Here is a 13,262-nt window from a genome sequence, read left to right as displayed (position 1 = left end):
GCGTTGCGACTAAAAGACTCCATTCTAGGCGAAATTCAGGGCATTGTGCGCATGCGTTTTTTATCATGCTAGCTGTTTTCTTGCTGGCTTGAGCAGACGGTGGTCAGTAGAGGAGATGTTTCCCGCAGCGTACGCATTTCATCTAAAGCTGGTTCACGGGTTTCTTCCGCTAGCGGCACGATCTCGCGACTGTTGCAGTTGAGTAGATAGGGTTGGGTTAACAATATATCGGTGTGATGGCGTTCAAACTGATAAAGAATAAACTCTGCCAGGCGACTACCTTCCTGCTCGGTGAAGCGGATGTTCTCGCTATCGACCATGCTAAATTTGGTCGTCATGGGAACGGCAAAGGTCCATGGGCGCCATACTGCGGTATTGCTTTCAGTTGAAATCACCGTTGCCGTATCAGGAAGCTGCGCCTGCTTATGCTCAAACCAGCTGTACTCTACCTGTATTTGATAGCCCAGCATGCCCAGCCCACCACACACCGGCACTATCCACTTGGGCAAGCGTTTGCCGCTCAGGGTACGTAATATTAGGCCAATACCCGCGGCTGCAAGGCCAGCAAAAACGGCGGCGATCAAATGCCAAATCATAAAATATCCTTTCTAAAAGCCATCTATAAAAGCCATCGGGCCTCCCTAAGGAAGCCCGATGGTGAGGTCGATTCCAAAGCGACATCACAGCATCTGATAAGTCGCCAGGAAGGATTATGACTTAGTGATCTATCGCCATACCAGCACCTTTCGGATAGCGAACGCTTTCCACTAGAAGCTGAATCTCTTGCGGTGGCGCTTTTGTCACGCTGGAAACCGCGAAGGCAACGGCGAAGTTGATCATCGCACCTACCGCACCGAACGAGAGCGGGGAGATACCAAAGAACCAGTTGTCCGGCGTGTTGGCCAGCATGTTGGTACCCGGCACGAAGAACCAGCCCAGATAGGTGAAGATGTACAGCAGTGTACAAACCAAGCCTGCCAGCATGCCGGCAACCGCGCCTGAATTATTCATCCGCTTGGAGAAAATACCCATCATCAGTGCCGGGAACAGCGAGGCACCGGCGATACCGAAGGCGAGTGCCACCGTCTGTGCCGCAAACCCGGGGGGATTAAGCCCCAAGAAAGTGGCCAATAGAATGGCACCACCCATGGAGATTCGCGCTGCCAACATTTCGCCTTTTTCGGAAATCTTCGGATTGATCATCGTCTTGATCAAATCGTGACTGATGGCTGAAGAGATCGCTAGTAGCAAGCCTGCTGCGGTTGATAGGGCCGCTGCTATACCACCTGCGGCGATCAAGCCAATGACCCAGCCGGGCAGGTTGGCAATTTCGGGGTTGGCGAGTACCAGAATATCGTTATTAACTGTCAGCTCGTTGCCTTCCCAGCCACGATCTGAGTAGTCGACAGCATCGTTATACATCTGAATACGGCCGTCATTGTTAAGATCGGTGAAGTTGATAAGGCCGGTCTCTTCCCAAGTACGGACCCAATCTGGACGCTCTTCGTACAGAATCGGGTTTTGAGCCGCTTCTTCGTAGTTCTCAACCTGCCCTGCCATCTCTGGATACACGGTGGTCGCCAAGTTCAGGCGTGCCATGGAACCAACTGCCGGTGCGGTGAGGTAAAGCAGCGCAATGAATACCAGTGCCCAGCCAGCAGACCAGCGCGCATCCGCTACTTTCGGTACGGTGAAGAAGCGGATGATAACGTGGGGTAGACCGGCAGTACCGACCATCAACGATAGGGTGAACAGCACCATATTCAGCTTGTTGTCGACGTCGGCGGTGTAGTCCCTAAAGCCAAGTGCATTGATCACATCATTTAACTTGGCCAGTAAAGGCATGCCGGATTCGGTGTGCGTACTAAACATGCCGAACATCGGGATGGGATTGCCGGTCAGTTGGAAGGCAATAAACACCGCAGGAATGGTGTAAGCGATGATCAGTACGATGTACTGCGCTACCTGGGTGTAGGTGATGCCTTTCATGCCGCCAAATACGGCGTAGAGGAAAACGATTAGGGCTGCCAGCCAGATACCCCAGGTGTTGCTGACTTCAAGAAAGCGTGAGAAGGCTACGCCCGCACCGGTCATTTGGCCGATAACGTAAGTAACTGACGCCACAATCAAGCATACGATCGCCACTAGGCGAGCGGTGTTGCTGTAGAAACGGTCACCGATGAAGTCGGGTACAGTGAACTTACCAAACTTACGCAGGTAAGGGGCTAACAGCATCGCTAGGATAACGTAGCCACCGGTCCAGCCCATCAGGAAGGTAGAGTTAGCGTAGCCACCCGAGGCCAGCAAACCCGCCATGGAAATAAACGATGCTGCTGACATCCAGTCCGCTGCGGTCGCCATCCCGTTGGTGATTGGATGGACCCCCCCACCGGCAACATAGAAGTCTTTCGTCGAGCCGGCGCGTGCCCAAATCGCAATACCTATATACAAGGCAAAGGAGGCGCCGACGAACAGTAAGTTAATTGCAAACTGGCTCATACCGGTTTACTCCCCAAGGCCAAATTTTTGATCGAGCTTATTCATCTTCCAGGAATAAAAGAAGATCAGCGCAATAAACGTTAAGATGGAGCCCTGTTGTGCAAACCAGAAGCCCAAGTCAGTTCCGCCGACCGGAATCCCGGCGAGCAGTGGGCGAAAGAGGATAGCGCATCCATAAGAAACGAAGGCCCAAACGGCTAGGCATCCGAAAATTAAGCGGACGTTGGCTTTCCAGTATTCAGCAGCATTACTTTTGTCGTCTGCCATTGTGTTGCTCTCCACTTGTGATTTTTAAGGTTGGGAAAGTTCACGGGGAATAGCGTGTGACCCATCAGGGCAATCGCACGTCGAAAGCCACTCAATCGTTAGGAGTGGTGAGTCAGCGTTTGTAGACACATCACCTTATTATTCGATATGAAATTTCGAGTTAGTTAGTGACGTGCGATTACCCTGCATGACTCATTGTTAATACTGGGCAATAAACGTCAAAAAATAAATCCCAGACTTTGGTATCAATAAACAGCTGAATTGCTTTTCAAGAAATGCATGTTGTTGAAAATAGGTGTTTTTGAACACTGTTTAAGCGAAGTTTGTAGGTGTTTGAATGGCTATGGGACGATAGTCTAGTAAGCAAATAAAAGCGTTTATTGGCTACTTTAAATACAAACACAACGCTCTACAGGTAATCTCGGTTAGTAAGTGACAATACTTTGGTCGTGTAACAAACGTCGCTTCGACCTTAGCGTGATAGCTAAAGGTATAACAACGTTCTACTTGCTACTTGGGAAGTGAATACTTTATACCCGTATAGCCATCTTCATATAATAATCGATAACCATTTTTCGAAGCGTGGCAAAACGTCATTTGGAATGGGCAACATCGCTTCATGGTGCTTATTTGTTTCTTCTTATGTTTGCAAGTTCGCCTTTAGTTAAATGAGGTCATGCACAATGGTCGATGTGGATTTATCCCAACTGCCGTTTACGCTTCTTGACGATGAAGGGCGTGAGCAAATTCGCCGTGGCATTGACCTTGCCTATTTTGATCGTGACGAAGTGATTTTAGAGACGGGTCAAACAGGCGAATATGTGTACCTACTCCATAAAGGCGAAGTAGCAGAAATCGACCCTACGCTACCCTCGTCTACTTCACGCATTGGGCATTACACGGCGGGGGATCTGTTTGGGGCGATCAGTATCCTCAATGGTAAAAGCCGCTATCGTTTTAAGGCTGAGCAGGAGTGCCTATGCTATTTAATGCCTAAGGCGCTGTTTCAGCAGTTGTGCAGCCATTATCCCGATTTTAGTGATTTCTTTCGTCAATCACTGACGCATAAAGCGAGGTTGTTAACCGAAAAACGTGCTGATGGTGGCGTTACCATGGCGGGTTTTATGTTGGCTAAGGTGAGCGAGTGTATGCGCGAGCCACTGTTAATGGCCGCTTCCAGTGACATTGCTAGCGCAGTGAAGCAACTGAATGATAGTCACGCCGACAGCCTACTGGTAGAAACCCAGGGCACGCTGGGCATGGTAACCAAAACCGATCTACTCAATGCGCTGGTGTTGGAAGACAGCCCGGTAACTGCACCGCTCGATAAAATCGCCCATTTTAATCTGGTAACCGTTGCACCAGACCAATATTTGTTTGAAGTGTTGGTGCTGATGACGCGGCATAAAGTGACACGAGTAGTCGTGATGGAGCGCAACGACTTAAAGGGCGTTGTGGAACTTACCGATGTGCTTAGTTACTTTTCAAGCCGCAGCTATGTGGTGAGTTTACAGGTGGAGCAAGCGAGCAGTTTAGAAGCGTTGTCAGCGGCCAGCCAGCGCACGCCGGAGCTGGTAAAGGCATTAATGGCCCAGGGCGTTAAATTGCGCTTTGCGATGGATCTGCTCGCCGCACTGAACGGCCGCATCATGAGTAAAGCCTGGGAATTCACAATCGGTGAACGTTACCGCGAGCAGAGCTGCATGATGGTGATGGGTAGCGAAGGCCGTGGCGAGCAGATTTTAAAAACGGATCAAGATAACGGTTTGATTCTCGCTGATGAAACCCAGTGGCCTGACATCGCAAGCCACATGCAAACCCTTACTGATACCCTGATACAGCTTGGTTATCCGCCGTGTCCCGGCAATATTATGGTGTCTAACCCCGAGTGGGTGGCTACGGTATCGCAGTGGAAGAGCAATATTGCCAAATGGGCCAGCGAGCGTGATGGCGACAGCCTGATGAAGCTGGCGATTATGCTTGATGCCCATGCCGTAGCAGGTAACCCCCGTTTGCTTGAAAGTGTCCGTGATGAGCTGTTCGAACGCTGCTCCCGTGATGAGCTACTGCTCTCGTATTTTGCCCGAACAGCACTGCGTTTCTCGACCCCGCTGACCCTGTTTGGCTCGCTGAAAAAGCCACAACACGGTATCGATATTAAGAAAGGCGGTATTTTTCCCATCGTACATGGCGTGCGCACCATGGCGCTTGAGCGGCGTATCAAAGCCACCTCGACCCTCGACCGCCTTGACGCTCTGGTCGTTGATGGCCGTTTGGATCGACGTTTTGCCGAGGACCTGGGCGAGGCGTTGGCGCTCTTTACCGAACTACGTCTTAGGCAGCAGCTTGCCGCCCTGGAAACGCCTAGTACGCCGCAAGAGACGAATCGCACCAATCGTGTCGTGGTGCAAACCCTCTCTTCGCTCGAACGTGACCTATTGCGTGAGGCGCTGCATATTGTCAAAGACTTTAAGCAGCGGCTTTCCCATCGTTACCATTTGGAGTATTCGTGAGCGGAATGCGGTTGTTAGATCGGCACGTGGCGTTATTTAGTGGCTCACTGCGTACCCTAATGCGTCGTGAAAGTGACCGGCGACGCTGTGCGGATTCTCCCTATGCCTGGCTGTTTCAGCCCTATATGGGTGAAGAGCTAGTAGCGCTTGCCTGCACTGCAATGCCTACACCCACTTCACCAGTGATTAGCTTGGCGGCGGTGGCGATGAGCCAACAGCAAGTGCGCACCAGTCGCGCTTTTGTAATCACCTTAGGTTGTGCGAGGCAGCCCGAGAGTGCAACGCTGCGCCGTCACCACTTGCTATGCCAAGCAGGGGAAGTAATGCCACCTAACAGGGATAACTTAAGCGCGTTAGTGGAATTCATTGGCAATCGACCGATTATCGGCTGGAAATTAGAGCCGCGCATTAGCGCATTGAATGCGCTGCTGAGTAAGCAGTTGGGCTTTTCACTGCCTAATGCCCAGATCGATGTGGCCAAGCTGCATCAACGCCGGCTGCGCCGCTTGCATCCAGAGATCGACGCGCCCAGCAGCTTTGCTCAGGCGCTGACGTGCTGGAAAGTTCCCGCCTTAGGGATGCAGAGTGTGTTAGGCGAGGCGACAGCCAGCGCACTACTCTATATGCGACTGCAGCGCACGATGGCTGAGGCCGCTTAGAGACAGAGGGCACTTAGAGACAGAGGGCTCTTAGAGACAGAAAGTTGGGTCGGGCGCTGAGTGTTGTTAGAATAGCGCCTACTTTTTCCGCTCTAGCGCCTTTCACACTCGGCAGTGCCTATACCATGCAATCTCTCAATCATTTTGACCCTGCTCACCTTGACACTTTAGCAGCCGCCCCCGCTGCTCCGGCGCAAGGCCAGCCTGAGCTGGCTGACGCCAAGCAGAAGCGTGAATTTAACAAGTTGCAAAAGCGCCTGCGCCGAGAAGTGGGCAATGCGATTATTGATTACCAAATGATCAATGAAGGCGATCGCGTCATGGTATGCCTCTCCGGTGGTAAAGACAGCTACACGATGCTGGAGATTTTGCGCAACTTGCAGCGCAATGCACCGATCAACTTTTCACTGGTGGCGGTCAATTTAGACCAAAAGCAGCCGGGATTTCCCGAGCACGTGCTGCCTAGTTATCTGGATAAGCAGGGCGTTGAATATCATATTGTCGAACGTGATACCTACTCGGTAGTAAAGGAGAAAACCCCAGAAGGCAAAACCACCTGTGCGCTCTGTTCACGCCTGCGGCGCGGCTCGCTGTATGGCTTTGCAGAAGAGATTGGCGCCAATAAAATTGCTCTTGGTCACCACCGCGAAGATATTCTTGAAACGTTGTTTCTCAATATGTTCTTTGGGGGCAACCTGAAAGCGATGCCGCCCAAGCTGCTCTCCGATGATGGCAAGAATATCGTTATTCGGCCTTTGGCTTATTGTAAAGAGGCGGATATTGCTGAGTTTTCTCGGTTGATGGAATTCCCGATTATTCCCTGCAATCTTTGTGGTTCCCAGCCTAATATGCAGCGCCAAGTAGTCAAAGAGATGCTCGCTGAATGGGATAAAAAATTCCCCGGCCGCCTGGAAAGCATGTTTAAAGCCGTCACCAATATCGCGCCTTCCCAACTGGCAGACCGCAATCTGTTCGATTTTGCAGGTTTAGAGGCCAAGCAGGCAGAGTTACTGGCCGGGCGAATCCAGGCGTTTAACGTCAGCTAACCGTTTGCTGCTCTTCTTCGGCGAGAGTTATCAAACGCTGCATGTCCAGAATGTTAACCTCTCGCCCCGAAACCGCCACTACATTCTGCTGCTGAAGGCGGCTTAAGATGCGGCTGACCGTTTCCACCGCCAGCCCTAGGTAGTTGCCGATATCGGCTCTGGGCATTGAAAGGCGAAAGCTGTAAGGCGAGTAACCCCGCCGACGAAAACGATCTGAAAGCGTAATCAAAAAGCTTGCCAGCCGCTGGTCAGCGGTTTTACGTGATAACAGGCGCATCATGCGCCGGTCGTCGCGTAATTCTTTGCTCATGCTGCGATACAGCTGGCCACGTAGTTCGGGCAACTCTTCTGACAGTAAATCCAGGCGATCAAAGGGGATTTCGCAAACCGTGGTCGTTTCCAGGGCGATTACGCTCCCGGGATATTGCTCTTCATCAATCCCATCTAGCCCGACCAATTCACTAGGTAGATAGAAATTGGTCAGTTGCTCGCTGCCGTTCCCTTCTGATGTGACTTGTTTCAGGCTGCCTGAACGTACCGCGTAAACACTGGTAAAGGCATCTCCCTGGCGAAACAGTAGCGCGCCTTTTTTCAGCGGCGCACGGCGGCGAATAATGGCATCGAACTGTCCCATGTCGTCCAGTTCAAGGGCAAGCGGCAAGCACAGTGAACTCAAGCTGCAGGTTTGGCAGCGAGCTTCGTGGAGTAGCGAGCGTCTGGGGCTCATGGATTCCAGCATGCGTTGCTCCTTGAGTGAGTGCCGCTTATCGATTAGAAAAACCTTACTTATTATAATAGCTTTGGCATGCCTGCTTAAAGATTATTAAACAATCTTTGAGTAGCCTTGGCCCGTTTGCTGCGGCAGGTGAGCATCAAACGCCATCGCTATATGGCGAATTAGCAGTCGGCCAATGGGGGTAGCGCTTAGTTGATCGCCGCTTCGCGTTAGCAGACCATCTTGCTCGGCGCTTTGCAGATGTTCAAGTGCTGGCGCAAAGTAGCGCGGAGCATCAATGTTCCAGCGTTGACTAACCGTGGCCAAATCAATACGCATATCGCACATCAGCCGCTCAATCACGTCTCGCCGGATCAGGTCGTCATCACTTAAGCGTATGCCGCGCACTGTGGCAAGCTGCCCCTGATCCAGCGACGCTTCGTAGCGTGTCAGATCGCTAGGATTTTGCGCATAGATATCATCAATGCGAGAAATAGCCGAAACGCCAAGGCCAATCAAGTCACACTGAGCATGGCTGGAGTAGCCCTGGAAGTTGCGCTGTAGCGAGCCTTCACGCTGGGCAATGGCTAAGCTGTCGTCAGGACGGGCAAAGTGATCCATACCTATATGTACATAACCCGCCGCGGTGAGCATTTCAATAGTGGTACGAAGAATCGCCAGCTTCTCTTCGCCGCCTGGCAAGTCATCGACATTAATGCGCCGCTGAGGGGGGAAGCGATCAGGCATATGGGCGTAATTAAACACAGAAAGCCGTGCGGGGTTCAGCTCAATTACCTGGCGCAAGGTGTCAGCAAAGCTCTTTTCAGTTTGAAACGGCAGGCCATAAATCAAATCAAGATTCAAAGACCTAAAACCCAATCGATGCGCTTCATCCATCAGCGTTTCGGTGAGTATTCTAGGCTGAATGCGGTTAATGGCCTTCTGCACCAGCGGGTTTAAATCTTGCACGCCCAGACTGATGCGATTAAAGCCGAGTGACTCAAGATGGCGCAGCGTGAACACATCCGCTTCGCGAGGATCTATTTCAATCGCGTAATCGCGATTTGGAGATGACGAAAGCCCAAAACGCGCATCCAAACGATCAATCAGATCGCCCATCTGATTCAAACTGAGAAATGTGGGTGTACCGCCTCCCCAATGTAACTGCTCAACCGGCCTTGTGGTATCTAAGTGGCGGGCGGTCAGTACCATTTCGCGGTCGAGTCGGGCTAAGTAGGGTTCAGCCAGAGCGGTATTCTTGGTGGCGATTTTATTACAGGCGCAGTAGAAGCAGATTTTTCGGCAGAAAGGGATGTGCACATACAGCGAGAGTGAACGCTTGCTGGTATTGCTGCGCTCTAGCGCCTGGGTCAAATCACTAGGGGTAAATTGGTTATGAAACGACAGTGCCGTGGGGTAGGAGGTGTAGCGCGGGCCGCTGGTATCGTAGCGGCGTAGTAAAGCTTCATCCCAACCTGTCTGCCCGGTGGCTGGCCTGGCCTTGGTTGAAGTGATCATAGAAGAAGCCGCAAAGGCATGAACGGGCATGAAGTGTCGCTCCGGCGTTAAAAGTGGCGTTAAAACTTTAATGCCAGCCTAACTCGCCGATACGCACTAAACGTTGAGCCATATCATGTTAGTGAAGATTATGTGTTGTGAGGGTCCAAAGCTGCCAAAGCGCAAAGGTGATAATGGTTAACGCGGCTACGCTGCGTGTTGCAGGGTGACGTATGAGATGGCTTAACTGGCGCGCAGCAAGTCCAGTCGCTAATAACGCGGGCAATGTACCAAGCCCAAAGGCGCCCATTAGCAGTGCCCCTTGCAATGGGTCGGCAATCGCTAAACTCCAGGCCAGCATGGAGTAAACCAGCCCGCAGGGCAGCCAGCCCCACACGGCACCCAGCGCGAAGGCTTGGGGAAGGTGCACAACGGGCATTAAGCGCCGCCCTATAGGCTCAAGAAAGCGCCATAGGCGGCGGCCAACGGCTTCGATTTTGAGCAGCCCCTTCCACCAGTTGGCAATATACAGCGCCATTAAGATGAGCATCAGCGCGGCAAAAACCTGGAGTAATAACCTAGCGGTAGCTGAAAGAGAAAACAGCGTGCCTAGTAGCGCAACCAGCGCACCTGCGCTCATATAGCTAGTGATACGACCGGCGTTATAGCTGAGCAACAGGCCGCCCAACCGTGCCGGATGACGCATGCTGGGAGGCACCGCGAAGGTGAGTGCGCTCATAATACCGCCGCACATGCCAATGCAGTGAGCGCCGCCCATCAAGCCAAATACAAACGCCGCTAATAGCGGCGGCAGATCAAGGCCCGTTGGGTTCATAATCGGGGCTCTTGGTCGTCGGGTGGGGGCGCATCTGAAGGTGCAACAGGCTTGTTCTTGGCTTGCTGCCGCTGGCGACGCTGTTCGGGGCTGAGGTCGTTCTCATCCTCATCAAACAAAATACGGTGCGCGGGCCCTTCCAGGTCGTCGAACTGATCATTTTTAACCGCCCAGAAAAATGCCCAGACGGCGAGGCCGAGTAAAATCAGTGAGAGCGGAATGAGTAGATACAGAATCGTCATGCAGTTACCGGGTTTGAAGCGCTAAGCGAAGTAGCGGGTTGGGCGCGCCAGCGTGATAGCCGCAGGGCATTACCGACCACCACGAGCGAACTTAGCGACATGCCAATGGCGGCTAGCCAGGGAGGCACTAACCCCATTGCTGCCAGCGGTAGTGCCGAAAAGTTATAGCACACAGACCAGATCATATTTTGGCGCATGATACGCCGGGTAGCGCGGGAAATCTCGATAGCTTCAAAAATCCGCATCAGACGCGGACTAAGCAATATCGCATCGGCACGAGTACGGGCCAAGTCCGTTGCGCCATTCATAGCAATCGCTACATCGGCACCGGCCAAGACCGGCACATCGTTGATACCATCACCAACCATGAGTACGGTTTCGCCGGCAGCTTGAAGCTCTTTCAGCCGAGCTAACTTACCCTCCGGGCTGGTGCCTGAATGCCAGGTTGCAATACCAAGTTGGCTGGCCAGGCTTTCGACGGCGTCTTCCGTATCGCCGGAAAGCAGCTCCACGCTGAACCCTTGGGCGTGGAGGGCGTCAACTGTCGCGGCGGCATCATCTCTAATGCCGTCATGCAGGCCAAACCAGGCGCGGGGCTTGCCATCTTCGCTAAGTAGCAGCCACTGCCCCTTGGCAGGTGCCGCGATAGGCTCATGGGCCGCAAATTCAGGTTTGCCCAGCCGCCACCGAACACCCTCTAAAGTTCCTTCTAACCCTTGCCCAGTATAGCTGTGAATGTCCCTGGCCTGGAGCGTCGCATCACGGAAAGGGCGAAAGGCGCGGGCTATAGGATGTTCCGAGTGAGCCTCAAGGGCGGCGGCAATCGCTTGGGCACGCTCAACGGTTAGTTCACCGAATGGTTTGATCTGGGTAACGTGCATTTCGCCGCGGGTCAGAGTGCCTGTTTTATCGAAAATGACCCGGGTAACGTTGGAGAGTGTCTCCATGGCATCGGCGCGGGTGATCAAGACGCCGCGTTTACGCAGCTGGCCGTGGCCCGCGGTCAATGCCGCAGGTGTCGCCAACGCCAGGGCGCAGGGGCAAGTGACGACCAGCACTGAAAGCAGCACCCATAGCACCCGCGAAGGGTCGATAAACCACCAGGCGATAGTGACGCACGCCGTCACCACCAGCAGTCGTAGGACAAATAGATGGGCCATGCGCGCAGCCATCTGGGCCAGCCGCGGACGGCTGGCAAACGCACGGTCGGTAAGGTCAACAATGCCAGCCACTTGAGCGTCTTTTCCGGCGTGGGTAACCCTAATCACTAGAGGGTTTTCCATGTTTTGACTGCCGCCGATAATACGATCACCCACTCGGCGCGTCACCGGTAGATATTCGCCAGTAAGCATTGATTCATCCAGGCTTGATTCGCCTTCTTCAATCACACCATCGGCAGGCACACCGTGGCCGGGCTTGATCAATACGCGATCGTCTGGGGCGAGTTCGCTGGCAGGCAGAATGCGCTCGCTGCCGTCCTCTTCCAGTCGTGTGGCCGAAATTGGCAGTACGCCACTGAGCGCATTGCCGCTATGCCCGCTGCGTCGTCTGGCGCGGCTTTCCACGTAGCGCCCGAACAGCAAAAAGAAGGTGAACATGGCGACCGAATCAAAATACACCTCGCCTACGTTAAACAGCACTGCATAACTGCTGGCAAGGTAAGCACCACCAATCGCCAATGACACCGGCACATCCATGCCTAATACACCTGTGCGCAGGTCACGCAGCGCATTGCGGAAAAACGGCTGGGCGGAGAAAAATACGACCGGCGTGGCCAGTGCAAACGAAAGCCAGTGAAACAGCGCGTAGAAGTCGTCGCTGATTTCACCGGGGCCAGAGACATAGATAGGGATCGAAAACATCATCACCTGCATCATGCCTACCGCGGCAATAATCAGCCGCCGTACGTTCATACGCTCTTCATACTGCATGCGCGCCTGGGCTTGATCAGGTTCGTAAGGCTGGGCGTCATAACCAATGGCCGCCAGTTCGGCCAACAGTTGGGAAAGTTTTAACTGCTGCGGGTTCCAGCTCACGCGCAGGCGATGATGGGTTAAATTCACCGCGCTGGAGGTAACCCCGGGTAGGGCATTCAGGCGGTGTTCGATCAGCCACGCACAGGCGGCACAGGTGATGCCTTCAATGGCAAGGGTCGCTTTTACGTTGCCTTCATCGCCATCGGGGTGAACAAATTGCGCCTGCAGGCCGGGGTCGTCAAACACTGACCAAGTATCCGCTTTAGCGGCCTGGCGTTCATCCGGGCGTTCGGGAAGTTCGGTGCGGTAACGGTAGTAACTCTCCAGCCCGCCGTCGACGATGGCATGGGCCACCGCCTCGCAGCCGGGGCAGCAAAGCGGGTGGGTATGTTCATCCAGGGTAATCGTCCAGGGTGCTGCAGTGGGTACTGGATTACCGCAGTGATAGCAGTCAGAGGCAGGCACGGCGTTGTTCATTCGCTTTCTTTGCGCCCTCCCGGCAGTAGCGCGACGCTATTTTCATTGGGAAACGTGGCCTCCCCGTTAAGCCGCCAGTCGGCATCTTCCAGCGCAGGCTGTATCTGCAGATACCAGCGATAGCGCAGATTGTCGGGGCCCTGGGTGATATAGCGGCCGTCACGCACATGCTCAAGTATGAATGATTGGTCACGGTTATCTTCGGTAGGGAAGATAAGATCTAAATAGAGCATTTCCGGGCGCGCATCGCCGCTCAAATCAACCACAATATCGCTGGTCAGCGGATCGATACGAAGATCGGCAGTTAAGTTCAGTGCGCGTGCCTGCTCTTGTTTGGCAAGTACCATATTGATGGCTTTACCATGCTCGTAATAATCCTCCTGAACAACCATGCCGTCGTAGCTTTTGATCGACATAACGGCAAAGCTAGTGCTGACGATAATCGAAGAAAATAGAAGGCCGATTAAAAACCACGGCCAAAACTGCTTGTACCAAGGAGTTACCTTATCTTTAGAGGGTAACGAGGGGGATGACAT

General features: G+C 53.2%; 12 protein-coding genes. 3 read left to right on the top strand and 9 right to left on the bottom strand.

From position 1 onward, the window contains the following. Nucleotides 1–68: 68 nt before the first annotated feature. The 3 genes from ACW44H_RS15495 to ACW44H_RS15485 form a co-directional block, all read right to left on the bottom strand. Nucleotides 69–596 (bottom strand): hypothetical protein, encoded by a 528-nt coding sequence (locus ACW44H_RS15495; RefSeq protein WP_457505438.1) that lies wholly within the window; start codon nt 594–596, stop codon nt 69–71. Nucleotides 597–717: 121 nt separating this feature from the next. Continuing rightward, nucleotides 718–2,499 (bottom strand): sodium:solute symporter family protein, encoded by a 1,782-nt coding sequence (locus ACW44H_RS15490; RefSeq protein ID WP_457505436.1) that lies wholly within the window; start codon nt 2,497–2,499, stop codon nt 718–720. 6 nt (nt 2,500–2,505) lie between these two features. Further along, the gene (locus tag ACW44H_RS15485; RefSeq protein ID WP_113269034.1) at nt 2,506–2,766 is read right to left on the bottom strand and encodes a DUF4212 domain-containing protein; all 261 of its coding nucleotides are present in this window, start codon (nt 2,764–2,766) and stop codon (nt 2,506–2,508) included. Between the two features lie 683 nt (nt 2,767–3,449). Here ACW44H_RS15485 and ACW44H_RS15480 point away from each other — a divergent pair. The 3 genes from ACW44H_RS15480 to ttcA all read left to right on the top strand — a co-directional run bounded on the left by ACW44H_RS15480 (nt 3,450) and on the right by ttcA (nt 6,984). Further along, nucleotides 3,450–5,279, top strand: coding sequence for a DUF294 nucleotidyltransferase-like domain-containing protein (locus ACW44H_RS15480; protein WP_457505434.1), 1,830 nt, complete (start codon nt 3,450–3,452; stop codon nt 5,277–5,279). 5 nt (nt 5,280–5,284) lie between these two features. Continuing rightward, nucleotides 5,285–5,938, top strand: coding sequence for a DNA polymerase III subunit epsilon (locus tag ACW44H_RS15475; RefSeq protein ID WP_457509057.1), 654 nt, complete (start codon nt 5,285–5,287; stop codon nt 5,936–5,938). 125 nt (nt 5,939–6,063) lie between these two features. After that, nucleotides 6,064–6,984 (top strand): tRNA 2-thiocytidine(32) synthetase TtcA, encoded by a 921-nt coding sequence (gene ttcA, locus ACW44H_RS15470; protein ID WP_457505432.1) that lies wholly within the window; start codon nt 6,064–6,066, stop codon nt 6,982–6,984. On the opposite strand, the gene fnr is transcribed toward ttcA, so the two are convergent. The 6 genes from fnr to ACW44H_RS15440 form a co-directional block, all read right to left on the bottom strand. Beyond that, entirely contained in the window at nt 6,977–7,723 is a 747-nt protein-coding gene (gene fnr / locus ACW44H_RS15465; protein ID WP_113269037.1) for a fumarate/nitrate reduction transcriptional regulator Fnr, read from the bottom strand. The two genes, ttcA and fnr, sit on opposite strands and share 8 nt — an antisense overlap. An 84-nt stretch (nt 7,724–7,807) precedes the next feature. Further along, nucleotides 7,808–9,247: an oxygen-independent coproporphyrinogen III oxidase gene (gene hemN, locus ACW44H_RS15460; RefSeq protein ID WP_457505430.1), complete on the bottom strand. Its 1,440-nt coding sequence runs from the start codon at nt 9,245–9,247 to the stop codon at nt 7,808–7,810. 88 nt (nt 9,248–9,335) lie between these two features. Then, nucleotides 9,336–10,031: a sulfite exporter TauE/SafE family protein gene (locus tag ACW44H_RS15455; RefSeq protein WP_113269039.1), complete on the bottom strand. Its 696-nt coding sequence runs from the start codon at nt 10,029–10,031 to the stop codon at nt 9,336–9,338. Next, entirely contained in the window at nt 10,028–10,273 is a 246-nt protein-coding gene (gene ccoS / locus ACW44H_RS15450) for a cbb3-type cytochrome oxidase assembly protein CcoS (protein ID WP_113269040.1), read from the bottom strand. Before ccoS ends, ACW44H_RS15455 begins: the two co-directional genes overlap by 4 nt. After that, on the bottom strand, nt 10,270–12,726 hold the full coding sequence (locus ACW44H_RS15445) for a heavy metal translocating P-type ATPase (protein ID WP_457505428.1): 2,457 nt from the start codon (nt 12,724–12,726) through the stop codon (nt 10,270–10,272). Before ACW44H_RS15445 ends, ccoS begins: the two co-directional genes overlap by 4 nt. Further along, nucleotides 12,723–13,262 carry a FixH family protein gene (locus tag ACW44H_RS15440; RefSeq protein ID WP_113269042.1) on the bottom strand — a complete coding sequence of 180 codons (540 nt, stop codon included), beginning with the start codon at nt 13,260–13,262 and terminating at the stop codon, nt 12,723–12,725. The genes ACW44H_RS15445 and ACW44H_RS15440 overlap by 4 nt, the downstream gene beginning before the upstream one ends.

This window comes from Vreelandella sulfidaeris Esulfide1 (assembly GCF_054072535.1).
Note: the sequence above shows the minus strand (reverse complement) of the source record. Positions and strands in the feature narration are given on the sequence as shown.

What these genes read in the sequence shown, in the direction of transcription:
- ACW44H_RS15495 (WP_457505438.1), bottom strand. Translation starts at nt 596, where the DNA reads ATGATTTGGCATTTGATCGCCGCCGTTTTTGCTGGCCTTGCAGCCGCG.
- ACW44H_RS15490 (WP_457505436.1), bottom strand. Translation starts at nt 2,499, where the DNA reads ATGAGCCAGTTTGCAATTAACTTACTGTTCGTCGGCGCCTCCTTTGCC.
- ACW44H_RS15485 (WP_113269034.1), bottom strand. Translation starts at nt 2,766, where the DNA reads ATGGCAGACGACAAAAGTAATGCTGCTGAATACTGGAAAGCCAACGTC.
- ACW44H_RS15480 (WP_457505434.1), top strand. Translation starts at nt 3,450, where the DNA reads ATGGTCGATGTGGATTTATCCCAACTGCCGTTTACGCTTCTTGACGAT.
- ACW44H_RS15475 (WP_457509057.1), top strand. Translation starts at nt 5,285, where the DNA reads ATGCGGTTGTTAGATCGGCACGTGGCGTTATTTAGTGGCTCACTGCGT.
- ttcA (WP_457505432.1), top strand. Translation starts at nt 6,064, where the DNA reads ATGCAATCTCTCAATCATTTTGACCCTGCTCACCTTGACACTTTAGCA.
- fnr (WP_113269037.1), bottom strand. Translation starts at nt 7,723, where the DNA reads ATGCTGGAATCCATGAGCCCCAGACGCTCGCTACTCCACGAAGCTCGC.
- hemN (WP_457505430.1), bottom strand. Translation starts at nt 9,247, where the DNA reads ATGCCCGTTCATGCCTTTGCGGCTTCTTCTATGATCACTTCAACCAAG.
- ACW44H_RS15455 (WP_113269039.1), bottom strand. Translation starts at nt 10,031, where the DNA reads ATGAACCCAACGGGCCTTGATCTGCCGCCGCTATTAGCGGCGTTTGTA.
- ccoS (WP_113269040.1), bottom strand. Translation starts at nt 10,273, where the DNA reads ATGACGATTCTGTATCTACTCATTCCGCTCTCACTGATTTTACTCGGC.
- ACW44H_RS15445 (WP_457505428.1), bottom strand. Translation starts at nt 12,726, where the DNA reads ATGAACAACGCCGTGCCTGCCTCTGACTGCTATCACTGCGGTAATCCA.
- ACW44H_RS15440 (WP_113269042.1), bottom strand. Translation starts at nt 13,262, where the DNA reads ATGTCATCCCCCTCGTTACCCTCTAAAGATAAGGTAACTCCTTGGTAC.